Source organism: Lacticaseibacillus suihuaensis (assembly GCF_054785075.1).
Genome location: NZ_BAAGBJ010000009.1, coordinates 44,770 through 60,627, shown reverse-complemented (window position 1 = coordinate 60,627; position 15,858 = coordinate 44,770). Strand labels below are relative to the sequence as shown.

Here is a 15,858-nt window from a genome sequence, read left to right as displayed (position 1 = left end):
GAGCTAGCGTGAAATTCCTGTTAGTCGGCCGTACTTGCCGGCTTACAGGAAGGGCGGGTCCTGAGACCGGAACGGGCTCAGGAGAGCCCCACGCGTTCCGCCGCCCCGGCCCGGAGCCGGAGGTAGTGGTCCGCCCGAGCCGGAGCCCGGATTATCAGATACGACCTAGCCGTGGCGCTTGGCGGGTTCGTTGCACTGCACCGCCCGCAACCACAACAGCCTGCAAAGGCGGTCATCCCCCGGTGGCCGCCTTTTTGGTGGTGCCGTCACTTTTGTGGTTGCCTTTAGCGAGTCGGGGTGCTATCCTGTCGGTGAGGTTAATTACTTGACCAACTAACCAACGAACGAAGGAGGGGTCTTCGTGCATTTTGATGCGAGTTCCGTGGTGCCGCTGTACCACCAGATTGCGCAGCAGTTCACCGCCGGCATTTTGTCCGGGGCGTTCCCGGAAGAAAGCCAGATTCCGTCGACGACCGAGGTGGCGCGAACCTACGCGATCAACCCGGCGACGGTGCTGCGCGGGATGAACGAGCTGGTCGATGCCGGCGTGATTGAAAAAAGGCGCGGCGTCGGGATGTTCGTCGTCCAAGGCGCCAGAGACCGGCTGGCCGCGGCACAGCAGGCCGAATTTTTCGCGGCGGCGGTGCCACAGGTGGTGCGGCAGGCCAAGGCGCTGGGCATCACGGCGGGGCAGCTGACCGCCGCCATCGAAAAGGAGTACAACCATGAGTGAGCTGAAATTCAAGAACGTGACCAAGCGCTACGGTGACAAGCAGGTGCTGCGCGGCGTCAACGCGACCTGGGAGGCCGGCAAAATCTACGCGCTGCTGGGCCGCAACGGCGCCGGCAAAAGCACTCTGATGCGCATCGTCAATAACCGCACCTTTGCGACTACCGGGGCGGTGACCCTGGACGGCAAGTCGGTGGTCGAAAACGAGGCGGCGCAAAACCGCATCTTCCTGATGTCTTCGGCCCAGCTGTACCCGGCCGATCGCAAGCTGGCCTGGCTTTTCAAGCTGACCCGCCAGATGTACGGGGACTTCGATGACGAACTGGCCCAGCACCTGCTCGCCGCCTTTGAGCTGCGCGATTCGGCCAAGCTCGGCCAGCTGTCGACGGGCTATCAGACCATCGCCCGGCTGATCATCGCGCTGTGCGTCCCGTGTGACTTCGTGCTGCTGGACGAGCCGGTGCTCGGGCTCGACGCGCCGGCCCGGGAGCTTTTTTACCAGGAGCTGCTCGCGACTTACGCCCAGCGGCCGCGAACCTTCGTCATCGCGACGCACCTGATCGAGGAGGTCGCGAATCTGGTCGAAAACGTCAACGTGCTGGCCGGCGGCGAAATCGTGCTGGCCGAAGACGTCGCGACGGTGCTGGCCAAGGGCCGCGTGGTGTCCGGCCCCGCCGGCCTGGTGACGGATTACCTGCGCGACACGCCGGTGATGCGCAAGCAGGCGCTGGGCGGGATGCTGACGGCCTACACGCTGGACGCGCCGCTGGAGCGGCCGCTGCCGGCCGGCGTGACGCTCGACGCTATGGACCTGCAGCGCCTGTTCATCGAGCTGACGCGGGGTGAGCGCCATGAAAAGTAAGGCGCTGTTGCACAGCCTGGCCAACACGGTGCTGGTCAGCATGGTGGTGATGATCGTGACCACGGCAATCGTGATCGTGGGGCTGCCGCCGCTCTTGCACCAGCACGACTTCAGCCTCGGCGACCTGTTGATCGCCATCGACGTGGCCTGCGGCGGCATGCTGCTGATCGACGTCGGCGTCGACCAGGCCTTCCAAAACGGCGTGACCCGCCGCAACATGCGGAAGGTCGGCGCGATGCTGTTGCTGCCGCTGATTGTTCTGGGGGCCGCCGCGCTGCTTGCGATGCAGGCGGTGGTGCGGCTGATCGGCGCCAAGCCGGTCAGCCTGGTGACGCCGTACGTGAAAGGCGTCTTCGGCGGCCCGGTCTGGGCGGCGGTTTTGGTCCTGTTGGCCATGGCGCTGTTCGCGCTGCTCGGCGTGATCGGTGGCCTGGCGATGCGCGGCCGCGGCAAGCGCGTGACCACCTGGGTCAGCGTGGCGGCCTTCACCGTCGCCGGGCTGTTGATCGGCACGGCCATGATTCTGGGCGACACGACGATTCACGCGGCGGTGTTGACCGCCCCAAGGCTTGCCATCGGGTTGTCGGCCGCCGGCGTGGCAGCGCGGCCGTGGCTGGCGGCACTGTGGCTGCTGGCGCTTGACGCGCTGGTCGGCTGGCTGGCCTGGCGCGGCGTGGCCCAGGTCGAAGTGGGGGTGAAATGATGAAGTTACGCGCAATGCTGAGACTTGAGTTCAAGGAGACGCTGGCGATTTTCGGCGTTTTCCTGGCGGCGATGGCGGCGTTGACCGCCGGGTTCTGGGCGCTTTTCAGCCTGATTCTGACAAGCGACGGGCCCGACACGGTCGGCACCCCGCTGATTGTGCCAAGCGTCGTGATTTTCCTGGCCGTCGCGGTGGTCAAAACGCCGCGGTGGCTGCGCCTGGCCGCTTCGATGGGGGCCACGCGGCGCAGCGTGATCGCAAGCCTGCTGGTGACCTGGGCGACGCTGGCCGCCTCGATGACCGCCATCATGTGGGGCTACGCGCGGCTGCTGGGGACGCCCGAGACCTTCCTGCACGAGCTGGGTTACCCGGGGGCTGAGACCGCGACGCTGTGGCTGGCCAACGGCCTGTTCATCTTCGCGCTTTTGATGAGCGCCGCCTTGATCGGCGTGTTCATCAACGCGCTGCACTACTATGTCAACCCTTACGCGTTCGGCGTGGCGGTGCTAGCGCTGCTCGCGGTGTTTTTCCTCGGCTTCGATCCGGTGGTCAAAACCATCGCGCCGAGCGACAGCGCGGCGGCCCAACTCACCCGGGCCCTGGCCAGCGGGAGCTTCGACCACCAGCTCGACGCGACGACGGCGACCCCGTGGCTGTTGCCCGGGCTGGCCGGCATTGTGCTGGCGCTGCTGTTGCTCGCCGACCTGGTGCTTCTGGCCGGCACCGACCTGAACGTGACCGGTCCGGTCTGGACGCGGCCGCTCGGCGGTCGCCACCGCCAGCCGCTGCGCGTCGCGCTGATCGTGCTGGCCGTCGGGGTGCTGCTGTTCGCCCCGATGCTGTTCATGACCCGGGTGCTATTCTTAATCGTGGTGGCGGTGTTCCTGGCGCTGCCGGCGATGAGCCAGAGGTGAGACATGACAAGAAGAATCATTGGCACGTTGCTGGCTCTTGCGCTGCTGGCGGCGCTTGTGCTGACGACCAGTTGGCCGCTGCGCGTGGGGCTGGTCGTCGCGCTGCTGGTCGCCATCTGGTGGCCGGAAAAGGAGAAGGCGCATGAACAATAACCAAACCAATAACCGGCCCGGCCTCGGGTCGTTGCTCCTGGACCTACTGCTGGTCGTCGTCTCGACGGCGACGCTGTTGCGGGTGCTGCGCGATCCGCTGGGGTCACCGGTCACGTATGTGGTGGCCGCAATCGTCGCGGTCGCCGGTCTGGCGCTGACCGTCGTGCGGTACCTGCGCGGCCGCCAGTAGCGAAGCAAAAATGTGGCGCGTCTGCCGGTAGCAGGCGCGTTTTTGCGTGGTGAGGGTAAACAAAAACCGCGTCAATCAACGCGCAGATGCGTTGATTGACGCGGTTTTGCTAGTCGAGCACTACTCCCAGGAATCTCTAGACTTGATGTCGTGCTTCCAAGATGTCAGTTTGGCGCAAGCCGCCGTCCCGCTAAATGCGCCTTGCTTCGCCCTGGTTCGTCGGGCTACGCAAGGCAACGCGGGAGCGGTTAGCTAGGGTCGGCACTCGAGGCCAAGTGCAGGCCTCAAGCACCAACCCTACGCTACCCGTCCCGCTAAACCCGCCTTGCTTCGCCCTGGTTCGTCGGGCTACGAAGCGCAACGCGGATGCGAATAGCTACGCACTAGCGTTGAGGCAAGGCCCGCCTCATCGCTAGCGCTAGGCTATTCGATTCGCTAAGTCCGCGCTGCTTCGCCCTGGTTCGTCGGGCTACGCAAGGCAACGCGGGAGCGGTTAGCTACGCCAGGGTACTCGGGACCAAGCCCAGGCCCCAAGCACCCTGGCTAGGCTACCCGTCCCGCTAAACCCGCCTTGCTTCGCCCTGGTTCGTCGGGCTACGCAAGGCAACGCGGGAGCGGTTAGCTAGGGTCGGCACTCGAGGCCAAGTGCAGGCCTCAAGCACCAACCCTACGCTACCCGTCCCGCTAAACCCGCCTTGCTTCGCCCTGGTCGTCGGGCTACGAAGCGCAACGCGAATGCGAATAGCTACGCACTAGCGTTGAGGCAAGGCCCGCCTCATCGCTAGCGCTAGGCTATTCGATTCGCTAAGCCCGCGCTTCTTCGCCCTGGGTTTAGTCGTGCAGCGTGAACTGCAGGGCCATCCGCGGGGCGGCGAGCTCGACCATCTGGCCCAGCAGCTTGTTGCTGTTCTTGAAGGAGATGGCGGCCATTTTGGCGTTGGCCTCGGTCAGGTAGGCCTTCAGATCCGCCTGCGTTGCGGCCGCCGCGTCGGTTTGGCGCTGCAGGTAGCGGCAGGCCGCCACGGTGTTTTCCTCGAAGACGTTCTCTTGGTCCTCGAACAGCGTGAAGTCGGTGTCGCCGAAGGTCGCCATCAGGTTGGACAGCCAGTACATCTTGGTCGGGTCGAACTCGGCCGTGGTGTCGCGGTAGGTCGCCGGGGTGTCGTTGACGTTGGCGTAAAACGGAATCACCGCGTTGAAGGTGTTGGGTCCAAACGCCAGCCAGTGGATGCCGGCGATGGCGGCCGGGACGTTGTTGCGGATCTGCAGGATGTGCAGCTCCTGGTTGCGGTTGATGCCGATCGGGCGGAACCGCTTTTTCTCCTCGGCCGTGCCCTGGCCGCCGTAGACGTCGTAAGGCGTGTTTTGGTAGTGGGAGGACAGCACCAGCTTGACGTCTTCAATCGAGATCTTGTGGTTGGTCCGGCAGATGAACGGCAGGTCTTGGTCGATCGGCGTGGTATCGAACTCGGGGTTGAAGTACTTTTGGCCGTACCAGGCCCGAGGGTTGTTGTAGCGGGTGTCCTTGAAGGAGGCCGAGCCGAAAATGTGGCGGAGGTTGTAGCCTGCCGGATCCGGGTTCAGCTGGTTGTCGTCGACCAAGGCCTTCAGGTCGGCCGAGCAGAGGGTGTCTGCGGAATCGAAGTCGAAGGCGGTGATGTTGAAGCGGTTGGGGGCGACCACGTAGGCGTCGTCGGGGATGCGAACGGCGGCCCAGTGGTGGCCGGCGATGCTTTCGAAGTACCAGACCTCGTCCTTGTCGGCAAAGCAGATGCCGTTGGTCTCGTAGGTGCCGTACTGCGTCAACAAGGCACCGAGGCGTTCCACGCCTTCGCGAGCACTGTGGATGTAAGGCAGCGTGATGGTCGGCATGTCCTCTTCGCCCAGGCCTGCTTCAACCAGCGGGTCGATGCCCAGAATCCGGCTGTTGGTGGTGATGGTTTCCGTCGAGGTCATCGCGACGTTCTCGCTGTTGATGCCGGCGGCGGCCCACAAGCCGTGGCCGTCAACGGCCTCCGGGGTGGATGTGTAGGCCAGCGGGTTGTCCGGCAAGTCGAGGTTGAAGGTGCTCAAGACGCTTTGGTAGTGGCGCGGCTGCTTGTCCGGGGTCACCAGCACGAACTTTTGCGGGTGCAGCGGGGCGTTGCCGTCTTCGTTACGGGCGATGATGGTCGACCCGTCGAGGCTGGCCTTCTTGCCGACGAGAATAGTGGTGCAGGAACCTTTGATGCGTTTGGTCAATTCGCTCAACTCTTTTCTGAATGATGCTTCTATTGTAAGCCGTTCACGCGTGGTATGCTACCTAAGAGGTGATTCGATGAGAAAATGGCAACGGCTTGGACTCAGCTTCGTGGTGGCGCTGGCGCTTTTGGCCGGCATCGGCCACGTGGTGTTGACCCACCAGGAACACGCCCCGACCGCCGCGGCCCGAGTCGCGCAAAAAGCGGCGACCACGACCGCCAAGACGCTGTTCTTCGGTCCCAAAACGGCCAAGCTGACGGTGGTGGTGTATCCCGGTGCCTTCGTTGACCCCGGCGCCTACAGCATCTGGGCCAAGCGGGTCGCGAAGGCCGGCTACCGCGTCGCCATCGTCAGCTTTCCCTACGACCTGGCGGTGCTTGGCGCCAACCGGGCCGACCGGGTGGTGCGACCCGGCACCCGCTACGTGATCGGCGGCCACTCGCTGGGCGGCGTGATGGCTAGCCGCTACGCGAAGGCGCATTCGCGCGGGTTGGCCGGGGTGTTTTTCCTAGCCAGCTACCCCGACGCCAAGGGGGCCTTGAAGGCAGTGCCGGTCCTGTCTTTGACCGCAAGCCGCGACGGGGTGCTGGACTGGGCGGCCTACAAGAAGGCCCGAGCCGACCTGCCCAAGGCGACCACCTACCGCCAGCTGGCCGGCGGCAACCACGCCGGGTTCGGCGCTTACGGCAAGCAGGCCGGCGACAAGGCGGCGACGGTCAGCAATTCGGCGCAGCAGCGCTGGGTTGCCAAGCAGCTGGTGGCGTGGCTGGGTACGCTGAAGTAGACGCACGAAGGCCCGATGCGCAGCTGCGCATCGGGCCTTCGTGGCGCCGGGGGGGACGCTTGGGGTTTGCTTTGGAGGAGAGAGGTTGTTGCATCTCTATGTCTAATAGATTACCCGCCATCTGTGACCAAAGCGTGAGGATTTCCTCAAGAAAAACTTGGCTTGCTTAACTTTTGGTAACGGCCGCGGCCAAGCTGGCCGGTTGCGGCGAGGCGGGTCTTGCGGCCGCAACGGGCTACGCGAGCCCCACTATCCCGCCGACTCGCCCTGCTCGGAAGCGGTGGTCCGTCCGGGTCGCCGCCCCCGTCTGGCGCCGTCACAGTGGTCCGTCCGGGTCGCCGCCCCCAGTTTGACCTACGCCAAATCCGGGAACAGCCGGGCCGCAATCTCGGTGACCGGCGATTCGTTGTTGGTCGCGTCAAGCACCAGGCCGGCCGCCTGTTTGGCCGCGGGGATTGCGTTTTGCACCGCGACGCCCAGGCCGACCTTGGCCAGCATGCTCAGGTCGTTGGAGTTGTCGCCCAGCGCGATGATCTCGTCTTTGGCGATGCCGATGCGCTGACCCAGCGCCAGCGCCGCGTCGCCCTTGTCGATGCCGGCGGGGTTGAACTCGACGTAGCGGTTGGAGGAGTAGGTGACCGTCAGCGGCGTCGCAATCGCCTTGGCCACCGCGTCCTTCAAGGCGGCGCGGCGGGTGAGGTCGCGGTTTTCAAAAATCACCTTGGCGATGCGGCGGTTGGCAAACGCGCCGAGGTCGGCGGCGGCCAGCTCGGTGTAGGCGACGCCGCGGTTTTTCAGGTAGGCGCGTTCGTCCGGGTTGGCGTTGACCACGTAGACGTGGTGCATGGTGTAGATGTGGGCGCAAAACGCGCCGCTGGCCATCGCCAGGCGGTAGATGGCGTCGGCCACCGCGCTGTCCAGCGCATGGGCGATCAGAATTCGGTTGTCGGCGTTGTCGACGATCGCCCCGCCGTTGTACGAGATCACGTACTGCCCGGCCACGCCGGCCAGGCCAAGGGTTTGCAGCAGCGGCTGCACCGACGCGAAGCCGCGGCCGGTGTTGGGCACGAACTTGACGCCGGCCTGCCCCAGCCGGTGAATGGTGGTGATGTCTTGCTGGGAGACTTGGCCGTCGTCTTGCAACAGGCTTTCGTCCAGGTCGCTCACGATCATTTTGTACATGGGTTGCCTCCTTGATTGTGCCTTCAGCATACCACAGAAGGGCCGCGGCCTTCGCAAAAACATCGGCCGCTGGCGCGAGTCACATTGCTTGACGGATGATTGGTCCGGTGTTAAGATATGCCCGAATGATTATTCTTGCACGGGGAGGCAGCAAAAGGCCACAGCTGCTTTGTTATCCACCGCGCGGGGCACATCCTGCGGCTCGCACCGCAGCCCCCACCCATGACAAGCCGCAGTGTATTGCCACACGGCTTTTAGCTCGAGAGTTTTAGTGCAACCCCGGAATCAAACGAGGGGAAACCAGGGACCCGGATTCGCACCACCCCACCGGCTGCAGGCCGGCCACCGCCACTGCCAGCCGAGTTAGCCGCGCGATGACCGGAACCGGTGGGCACAATGTCACCACAAGGGTAAGCAGAAGCCAGGAACGTAACCGAATAAGCCAAGGCCACCGGCTTCACACAGTCCGGTGGCTTCGGCGCGGCCGCCGCCACCGCGGCGGTTTTTAATTGCTTGCGGCGGCAGCCTGGCTCCGCCCCTGGCAGCCCGCCCCTGGCAGCCCGCCCCTGGCAGCCCGACGCTCGCGGCCTCGACCGGATGCTCGCGGCCACGCGGGAACCGTGAACCCACACGCGAGACGAATGGCCTTGCTGCGAGGCGGTCGATTTTGAATTAACCGGGCGTTGGCCTAGACCAATACCCGGGGTTGTGCTACACTGGTGTTGGCAACGGATAACAACGATGATAAGGAGATCATGTGATGAGCTACTACATTCATGCTGCGAAGTTTTTCCTGAAGAACACCACCGAAAACGACGGCTGGCTTGAGGTCACCGATGAGGGCAAGTTCGGCGACTTCATCCCGTCTTACGGGCAGAAGCCGGAGGGGGAGATCAAGGATTACGGCAACCAGTGGATCGCCCCGGGCCTGGTTGACACGCACATTCACGGCTCGCTTGGCCACGATGTCATGGACAACGACTGGGAAGGCATCAACGCGATGTCCGAGGGCCTGCTCAAGACCGGTGTCACCAGCTGGCTGCCGACCACGCTGACCGGCCCGTTCGACCAGCTCAACGCCGTCTGCAAGACCATCGGCGACCACGCCGGTGAGGAAACCGGCGCGAAAATCCAGGGCATTTACTTCGAAGGCCCGTACTTCACCGAGGAGCACAAGGGCGCCCAGAACCCGAAGTACTTCCGCGACCCATCGATCGAAGAATACGACGAGTGGCAAAAGAGCGCCAAGGGCCTGCTGCAGAAAATGGCCCTGGCACCGGAACGCGACGGCGCCGTTGAATTCACCAAGCACATGAGCCAGGACGGCAAGGCCGTTGCCCTGGGCCACAGTAGCGCGACCTTCGAACAGGCCAAGGCCTGCATCGAAGCCGGGGCCACCGTGTTCTGCCACACCTTCAACGGCATGTCCGGCCTCTCCCACCGCGAGCCCGGCATGGTCGGCGCCGCAATGTTTTTGAACATCGTCGACGACGAGCTGATCTGCGACGGCCACCACGTGCGGCCTGAAGTCGCGGCCTCCCTGATCCGCGAGAAGACCCCGGAGCACATCGCCTTGATCACCGACTGCATGTCCGCCGGCCTGATGCCAGAAGGCGACTACATGCTCGGCGAATTCCCGGTCATCGTCAAGGACGGCACCGCCCGCCTCAAGAACGGCGGCAACCTCGCCGGCTCCATCCTGAAGCTCAACGACGCGATCAAGAACGTCGTGGACTGGAACAACAACACGCCGGAAGAGGCCATCATGATGGGCTCTTACGTCCCGGCCAAGTCCTCGAAGATCGACGACAAGTGCGGCAGCATCCTGCCGGGCCGCGACGCCGACTTCCTGGTCCTGAACAAGGACATGAGCCTGGCCGAAACCTACCTGGACGGCGTTTCCCGCTACCAGGCCTAACCAGACAATGGGGACCCGCTGCTTTTTGTGAAAAGCGGCGGGCCCTTTTTTGCTATAATCAGGGTCAAAGGGAGTGGTCTGTTGAACATCAAAATCGTGGCGGTCGGCAAGCTCAAGGAGAGGTACTTCAAGGACGGCATCGCCGAATACGCCAAGCGCCTGAGCAAGTTCGCCAAGTTCAGGCTGGTCGAGGTGCCGGACGAAAAGGCACCGGAGTCGCTGTCCGAAGCCGAGATGGCCCAGGTCAAGCAGGTCGAAGGCGAGCGCATCCTGGGCAAGATCCAAGACAAGGAGTGGGTGATCGCCTTGGCTATCGAGGGCAAGCAGCGCAGCTCCGAGGCCTTCGCCAAGGAAATCGCGGACCTCACGACGTACGGCCACTCGGACATCACCTTCGTCATCGGCGGGTCGCTCGGCCTGTCGCCTGAGGTGATGCACCGCGCCAACAACACGCTGAGCTTCGGTAAGCTGACGATGCCCCACCAGCTGATGCGGCTGGTGCTGACCGAGCAGATCTACCGGGCGTTCATGATCAATATCGGGAGCCCGTATCATAAGTGATGCGGTTAATAGCAAACAGATAGTGAAAGTATTATTTGTTACCACCATTATCAAGTCAATAGAATCGTTCAATCAAGGCATCTGTAGCAAGATGCCTTTTTTTTCTTGGCCAAATTTTTGTGACACATTCAGGTCCTTTTGTCACAAGCACATTGAGTCAATGCGATGGAGTCGATAATCTAGGCACATGGGCAAAATCATAATGAAAGCAGGTCATGCAATGCACATTACCGATAATATGTTAGCTGAGGATCTTCGAGCCTCTGGGGCAAAGCTTCGCCATGTGCAACTTGATACATCATGGAAATTCAAGTTTCTGCAAAAACTGATTACCGTCAAATGCAAAGACGAACTTCCACAAGATCCGCATATCGATGTTTCGACAGCCGAAATTCCCAGACGCGATGGTCAAGCCATTCGCTTGCGTATTTACCGACGGACTAACAGCAACGCCCCGGCTACTGGGTTATTGTGGCTACACGGTGGCGGTTATGCGTTTGGCTTGCCAGAAATCGAAAATGGGACGATCGAACGTTTCATTCAAACTGCAGACAGCGTCGTCGTATCACCCGATTATCGTCTTTCTGATACAGCACCTTATCCTGCCGCTTTACACGACGCGTATGATACGTTGCTATGGATGCAAGCTCATTGCACAGAATTGAATATCAGAGCTAACCAGTTGTTCGTCGGCGGTGAAAGTGCCGGTGGTGGCTTAGCTTGTGGCGTGGCCGCATACGCACGGGACTTGGGTAAGGTGAAGGTGGCGTTTCAAATCCCGCTTTATCCGATGCTTGACGATCGCATGCGCTCTGAGAGCTCCAAGGATAATGATGCACCAGTATGGAACACTAAAAGCAACGTGGCTGCATGGAAGCAGTATTTAGGCACAGACTTTCAAACTGAACATGTTTCTCCATATGCGGCACCAGGTCGATTAACAGATTTTTCAAACCTGCCACCAGCATTTACGTTTGTTGGTGATATCGAACCTTTTTATAATGAAACGCAGCAATATTTTCAAAAATTAAAACATGCTGGAGTTGAGGCTGAATGTCGCGTATTCCCTGGCGCTTATCACGGATTTGATGTCTTAGATCCGACCTCGAGCTCAGCATTGGCAGCCACTACTGCTTTAATGCAAGCATACAAGTATGCAACTGAACACAACTTTACCGAACAATCGCTGCAATCTTAGTACCCATTTGCATTGGGGTTTCTGGTTCAGATTTGCTCAACCACACGGTGATAACACGGCTCAGCCCACCAGCAGTGAAAGCTTGCCAGTAGGGGTCATTATGGCCTTGGATCAATTGCTGGTCTAATAGGCGTTGCAGACCTAACTCAAAGTCGTGTTGGATGTGGTTGCTTTCATCATGCGCTAAAAAAATGCCGAATGCGGTGGCATCTGGAAGTAACGTTTTGAAAAATAAAGTCGCCGTGTGTTCAACAGAATCCGTTCGCTTGCGTACTGCGCGTATGAAGCCTGTGACCAAGTCCTCAATATGACGATCAATGATATCCGTATAGGTATTAAAGTTGCGATAGAAATACATTCGCGATACGCCGGCGTTGGCAGTTAACTCAGCAATCGTGATCTCATTTAAAGGGGTATTGGCATGTAGCTTCGCTAAGCTGTGAAATAGCATCGTGTTTTTGTTTTGACTCATGAACTCTCCAACATTATGAAAGTAGGTAAATTATGACTTTAGCAACAATCGCTCCGCTGATTAGCGGGATTGCATGGACAATCACTTATGCCGGCGTGGTCAATCGCACTTGGCGTGATAAAACGCCTGGTATGCCACTGGCTGCGTTATGCTTAAACTTCGCGTGGGAAACCACGTATTCCTATATCTATCCACCACAATCATCATTAATGGAAACCATTATCAACGTGGTTTGGATGGCGTTAGACCTCATGATCGTGATCGGCACCTTCAAGTTTGGACCAGCCGATTATGAACGCCGCTCTGGTGTGCCAAAGCAAGCCTTTTACGTTGCCTTTGTTCTTGGCATGGTGGCCTCTTTTGGGATTATGTTGCTGGCGCCATCATTCTTCGGAGGTCTACCATCATTCCATCATGATTCCTTTGAAGTTGCCAAGTTTATTGCTTTGTTACAAAATTGCGCCATGAGTATGTTGTTTGTCAGTCAGTTTTATAGTCGCAAGCGAGATGGCAATCCAATTAACGGCCAATCATTCACAGTAGCTTGGAGTAAGTGGTTAGGCACTGCAGTTACTGTGGGATTAGTATCTGTACTTGGAGATTCAACTGGCTTCATGGCAATTATCGTAGGCTTGATCTTTATCTGCGATAGCTGGTACATGGGCTTGATTTATAAGGAATTAAAGGCCAATGGCATTTCGCCATGGCAACGTTTGTAATTAGTTTGCGACTAAAAGGCTTCGGATGCAAGTTCGGCCAATTTGAAACTTCACTGCCATCGTCAAACCCATGCATATATTATCAATTTGATACTCAATGATGCCCAGTAGCCTGATGGTTGCTGGGCTATTTTTATGGAGGCGATGAAAATTATATTGAACGGGAAAAATTAAGGAAACTTTCTTATCTACGAATGTTCTTTCTAAGACTTTGTTGCTAGTATTGTGGGACAACTACACAGGCGTTCAGCTCAGATCACCTGTACACTGATACAATCGTGAAGAAGTAATCAATCCGAATTTGAATAAACCAGGTCCGATTGATTGCGAAATATGGTCAGGGCATACAAAGCAGACGGACTCATCTATTTATGAAGTGATTTCTTAAATCAAAGTGAACAATATCAACCATTGCGTCATTGAATGGTTTGTTGAAGGCTAACATCAATTAGGTTAATCTGAAGACGATTAACCGCAGGGATGAATGATACGCAAGCCCGTACCACAAGTGATGGCAGTCTTGGGGAGCCGCTTCGTTTGGCTGGTTCGGGCTGCTGTACAGATGCAATCCTCGCTGGTACACCGACTGTCAGACAACGGACAGTCGGTTTTTTGAATGCCGTGGTCTGGAAATAGGTTGTGCTTACGCGAAGCCAAACTTTGTGCTAGGTTGGAATTTGTTCGCAATCTATCAAATTTCAGGAGGCAACGGTGTACGAAAAGAAAATCACGCCCAAAGTCGTTGGGGCAATTGTCGCCACAGGGTTAATGTCGTTTTGCGGGGTGATGGTCGAAACCGCGATGAACATCACCTTTCCCACCTTGATGCACGAGTTCAAGATTGCGACCAACACGGTGCAGTGGATGACGACGCTGTATCTGCTGGTGGTGGCGGCGATGGTGCCGCTCTCGGCGACGTTGAAGCGGCGGTTCAAGACGCGCAGTCTGTTCTTGGTGGCCATCAGTCTGTTTATCACCGGCGTGCTCTTGGACGGCGCCGCCCCGGCGTTTTGGGTGCTGTTGTTGGGGCGCGGGGTGCAAGGCTTGGGGACCGGCATCGCGTTACCCTTGATGTTTAACATCATCCTGGAGCAAGTGCCGCCGAGTCAAACCGGCATGATGATGGGGGTCGGCACAAGGTAGTCCTTCGTGATGGTGGCCGTCGTGATGACCGTCGCCTTGGTGATGTTCGTCAGCAGGTCGCGCCAGTCGGGGTCTTTCACATACGCGAAGTTCTTCAGCATCACCTTGTCGAAGAAGCCCTTGAGCTCCGCGGGAATACCGTGCCACCGAATTGACATATACTCGTTGATGATCCAAGTACAAACAAAGGATAGCCGAACCGAAAGTAGCATTAGTGAGAGATGCATGTTTTAATGAGTATTGGCGAGAATTAATGAGCTGTGACGAGCTTTAATGAGCTGATAGGAACAGCGACATCAAAATGTTGCAATTCATGTGGACTGGCGGCGTTGATGAGCTCTGTAAAGTTTTTAATGAGCTTAGCATAGCTTTGATGAGCTGAATGTTGCGGCTTATTGAGCCAATTTTATCTGTGGAGGACGAATACCTGTGACTAACTCTGAAAGTCAAACCAAGCAATTATTGAGTCGGCCCGAAGGTAAGTCGTTTGACCGCAAGAGCAGTGCCTACGACTTGATTAAGCTTGCTAACATTTTGATTGCTTTTGCGAATGCTGATGGCGGGACCGTCGCTGTCGGTATCAAAAACAAAACGTTTGAAGGCATTGATCAGCTCTCAAACCAGAAAATCAATGATATGTTACAGATTGGGAATCAACTGGTGGTGCCAACTTTGCCTGTTAGTGATCAGTTCATGACGGTTGATGATTATCGGGGGAAGAAAAATCGGATCTTATTGTTAACGGTTGAACCGGCAGAGGGAATAATCTATGCCAATAAGCGGGACGAGGTGTTCTTGCGCATTGGTGATGAGACTCACAAGGCAACTTTTGAAGAACGCAAAAACTTGGAATACGATCGTGGTATTCGTGCTTACGAAAGTCAAATCATTGAGGATGCCCTACTATCTGACTTAGATGATAAAACCGTCGCTGAATACAAGCGGCTATATCAATTCGATGGTGACACCTTATGGGATTTGTTGTTTCCCAAAGGACTAGCAAAACGCATTCGGACCGCCTCGGGGAATGCGACTTATCGATTGACAGTAGCTGGTGTTCTTTTATTGGCCAGTGAACCAACGGCCTTTATTCCAGGCGCACGTATTCGATTTGTGCGCTATGAAGGTAAAACGGCTCAAACGGGGACCCAGATGAACGTCGTGAAGCAAACACGAATTGAAGGCCCGCTAACTTCAATGTTGACACAGACATCCGACTTGATTGAAAGTCAGCTGCGCACTTTCTCAAGTCTGGATGTTGCTTCAGGAAAATTCACGGAGGTGCCGGAGTATCCCAAAGGTGCTTGGTTAGAAGGTATCGTTAATGCAGTCACGCATCGGGGGTACAATTATACCGGCGATGATATTCGTGTGTTGATGTTTGATGATCACATTGAAATTCATAGCCCAGGCGGTCTGCCAGCCGTCGTCACCCCTGAGAATATTAGAAAAACGCATTATTCACGCAATCCCTACATTGCTAGGGCACTCACGGATTTTGGATGGGTTCGTGAGTTTGGGGAAGGTGTTGAACGAATTTATCGCGATATGAATGCATTCTTCCTCGAAGATCCAGAGTACGATGTTGACACTAACAGCGTTAACTTAATTCTGAAAAATAATATCGTTATGCGGTCGTTCAGACGAGAGGACGCGATTCAAGCGAGGATCGGTCGCCGTTGGGCGCAACTAACGGAAATCGAGCGAGTTGCCGTTGAGATGGCGTATGAACGTGGTAGTGTTCGCACGCGAGAGTTGTTTGAGTCAATTAACCAACATTACAGTTTGAGCTCTGCACGTAATGCATTACGTCACCTGACTGAACTTGCTATTTTAGAAAAAGTTGCGACGTCACCGACGTCACCCAATCAGTATTATCGGTTGACTGGGGCAGATTAGCCGTCGTTTCGATGGTAAAGACAAGTAATGTGGGTGCGTCTCAGCCTCATGTGAAGCTGACGCGAGGCAATCCGTTTCATTTGGAAACGCGCATGGTACGATGAAGTCATAGAAAAAGGCCGATATGCGCCAACTTGTCAGCCCCGCAGACCGTTAAAGGCGGTTGGCATTAAGCCTAGAACAGTCGGA

16 protein-coding genes and 1 pseudogene are annotated in these 15,858 nt (G+C 57.7%); 13 read left to right on the top strand and 4 right to left on the bottom strand.

The window, feature by feature from the left end; translation table 11 throughout:
• Nucleotides 1-361 precede the first annotated feature (361 nt).
• Genes ACYVRZ_RS09055 through ACYVRZ_RS09030 form a run of 6 tightly spaced genes read left to right on the top strand, consistent with a single transcriptional unit; the run spans nucleotide 362 to nucleotide 3,552 of the window.
• Entirely contained in the window at nucleotides 362-733 is a 372-nt protein-coding gene (locus ACYVRZ_RS09055) for a GntR family transcriptional regulator (RefSeq protein ID WP_461226292.1), read from the top strand.
• Nucleotides 726-1,592, top strand: a complete 867-nt coding sequence (locus ACYVRZ_RS09050; protein WP_461226291.1) for an ATP-binding cassette domain-containing protein — start codon at nucleotides 726-728, stop codon at nucleotides 1,590-1,592. Before ACYVRZ_RS09055 ends, ACYVRZ_RS09050 begins: the two co-directional genes overlap by 8 nt.
• Entirely contained in the window at nucleotides 1,582-2,295 is a 714-nt protein-coding gene (locus tag ACYVRZ_RS09045) for a hypothetical protein (RefSeq protein WP_461226290.1), read from the top strand. Before ACYVRZ_RS09050 ends, ACYVRZ_RS09045 begins: the two co-directional genes overlap by 11 nt.
• Nucleotides 2,295-3,209, top strand: coding sequence for a hypothetical protein (locus ACYVRZ_RS09040; protein ID WP_461226289.1), 915 nt, complete (start codon nucleotides 2,295-2,297; stop codon nucleotides 3,207-3,209). The genes ACYVRZ_RS09045 and ACYVRZ_RS09040 overlap by 1 nt, the downstream gene beginning before the upstream one ends.
• A 3-nt stretch (nucleotides 3,210-3,212) precedes the next feature.
• Nucleotides 3,213-3,362 carry a hypothetical protein gene (locus ACYVRZ_RS09035; RefSeq protein WP_461226288.1) on the top strand — a complete coding sequence of 50 codons (150 nt, stop codon included), beginning with the start codon at nucleotides 3,213-3,215 and terminating at the stop codon, nucleotides 3,360-3,362.
• Entirely contained in the window at nucleotides 3,352-3,552 is a 201-nt protein-coding gene (locus ACYVRZ_RS09030; protein WP_461226287.1) for a hypothetical protein, read from the top strand. The genes ACYVRZ_RS09035 and ACYVRZ_RS09030 overlap by 11 nt, the downstream gene beginning before the upstream one ends.
• Before the next feature lie 831 nt (nucleotides 3,553-4,383).
• Here the strand turns inward: ACYVRZ_RS09030 and ACYVRZ_RS09025 are convergent.
• A complete protein-coding gene (locus ACYVRZ_RS09025; RefSeq protein WP_461226286.1) occupies nucleotides 4,384-5,793 on the bottom strand; it encodes a C69 family dipeptidase in 1,410 nt (469 codons plus the stop codon).
• Between the two features lie 76 nt (nucleotides 5,794-5,869).
• On the opposite strand from ACYVRZ_RS09025, the gene ACYVRZ_RS09020 reads away from it, so the two are divergent.
• Entirely contained in the window at nucleotides 5,870-6,577 is a 708-nt protein-coding gene (locus tag ACYVRZ_RS09020; protein WP_461226285.1) for an alpha/beta hydrolase, read from the top strand.
• 354 nt (nucleotides 6,578-6,931) lie between these two features.
• Here the strand turns inward: ACYVRZ_RS09020 and ACYVRZ_RS09015 are convergent, their stop codons facing one another.
• Nucleotides 6,932-7,759: a Cof-type HAD-IIB family hydrolase gene (locus ACYVRZ_RS09015; RefSeq protein ID WP_461226284.1), complete on the bottom strand. Its 828-nt coding sequence runs from the start codon at nucleotides 7,757-7,759 to the stop codon at nucleotides 6,932-6,934.
• A gap of 760 nt (nucleotides 7,760-8,519) precedes the next feature.
• On the opposite strand from ACYVRZ_RS09015, the gene nagA reads away from it, so the two are divergent.
• The 3 genes from nagA (at nucleotide 8,520) to ACYVRZ_RS09000 (ending at nucleotide 11,436) form a co-directional block, all read left to right on the top strand.
• Nucleotides 8,520-9,677 (top strand): N-acetylglucosamine-6-phosphate deacetylase, encoded by a 1,158-nt coding sequence (gene nagA / locus ACYVRZ_RS09010; RefSeq protein ID WP_461226283.1) that lies wholly within the window; start codon nucleotides 8,520-8,522, stop codon nucleotides 9,675-9,677.
• Between the two features lie 81 nt (nucleotides 9,678-9,758).
• Nucleotides 9,759-10,238 carry a 23S rRNA (pseudouridine(1915)-N(3))-methyltransferase RlmH gene (gene rlmH, locus ACYVRZ_RS09005; RefSeq protein WP_461226282.1) on the top strand — a complete coding sequence of 160 codons (480 nt, stop codon included), beginning with the start codon at nucleotides 9,759-9,761 and terminating at the stop codon, nucleotides 10,236-10,238.
• Between the two features lie 220 nt (nucleotides 10,239-10,458).
• Nucleotides 10,459-11,436, top strand: a complete 978-nt coding sequence (locus tag ACYVRZ_RS09000; protein ID WP_461226281.1) for an alpha/beta hydrolase — start codon at nucleotides 10,459-10,461, stop codon at nucleotides 11,434-11,436.
• Here the strand turns inward: ACYVRZ_RS09000 and ACYVRZ_RS08995 are convergent.
• Nucleotides 11,411-11,908 carry a TetR/AcrR family transcriptional regulator gene (locus tag ACYVRZ_RS08995; protein WP_461226280.1) on the bottom strand — a complete coding sequence of 166 codons (498 nt, stop codon included), beginning with the start codon at nucleotides 11,906-11,908 and terminating at the stop codon, nucleotides 11,411-11,413. The genes ACYVRZ_RS09000 and ACYVRZ_RS08995 overlap by 26 nt on opposite strands.
• Before the next feature lie 32 nt (nucleotides 11,909-11,940).
• On the opposite strand from ACYVRZ_RS08995, the gene ACYVRZ_RS08990 reads away from it, so the two are divergent.
• Both ACYVRZ_RS08990 and ACYVRZ_RS08985 read left to right on the top strand, forming a co-directional pair.
• Nucleotides 11,941-12,627: a transmembrane-type terpene cyclase gene (locus tag ACYVRZ_RS08990; protein ID WP_461226279.1), complete on the top strand. Its 687-nt coding sequence runs from the start codon at nucleotides 11,941-11,943 to the stop codon at nucleotides 12,625-12,627.
• 711 nt (nucleotides 12,628-13,338) lie between these two features.
• Nucleotides 13,339-13,764: pseudogene (locus ACYVRZ_RS08985) on the top strand (MFS transporter); the annotation flags it as partial.
• On the opposite strand, the gene ACYVRZ_RS08980 reads toward ACYVRZ_RS08985, so the two are convergent.
• The gene (locus tag ACYVRZ_RS08980) at nucleotides 13,734-13,928 is read right to left on the bottom strand and encodes a hypothetical protein (protein WP_461226278.1); all 195 of its coding nucleotides are present in this window, start codon (nucleotides 13,926-13,928) and stop codon (nucleotides 13,734-13,736) included. The pseudogene ACYVRZ_RS08985 and the gene ACYVRZ_RS08980 overlap by 31 nt on opposite strands.
• A 271-nt stretch (nucleotides 13,929-14,199) precedes the next feature.
• Here ACYVRZ_RS08980 and ACYVRZ_RS08975 point away from each other — a divergent pair, with 271 nt between their 5' ends.
• Complete coding sequence (locus tag ACYVRZ_RS08975) at nucleotides 14,200-15,669, top strand: ATP-binding protein (RefSeq protein WP_461226277.1); 1,470 nt, start codon at nucleotides 14,200-14,202, stop codon at nucleotides 15,667-15,669.
• Nucleotides 15,670-15,858 lie beyond the last annotated feature (189 nt).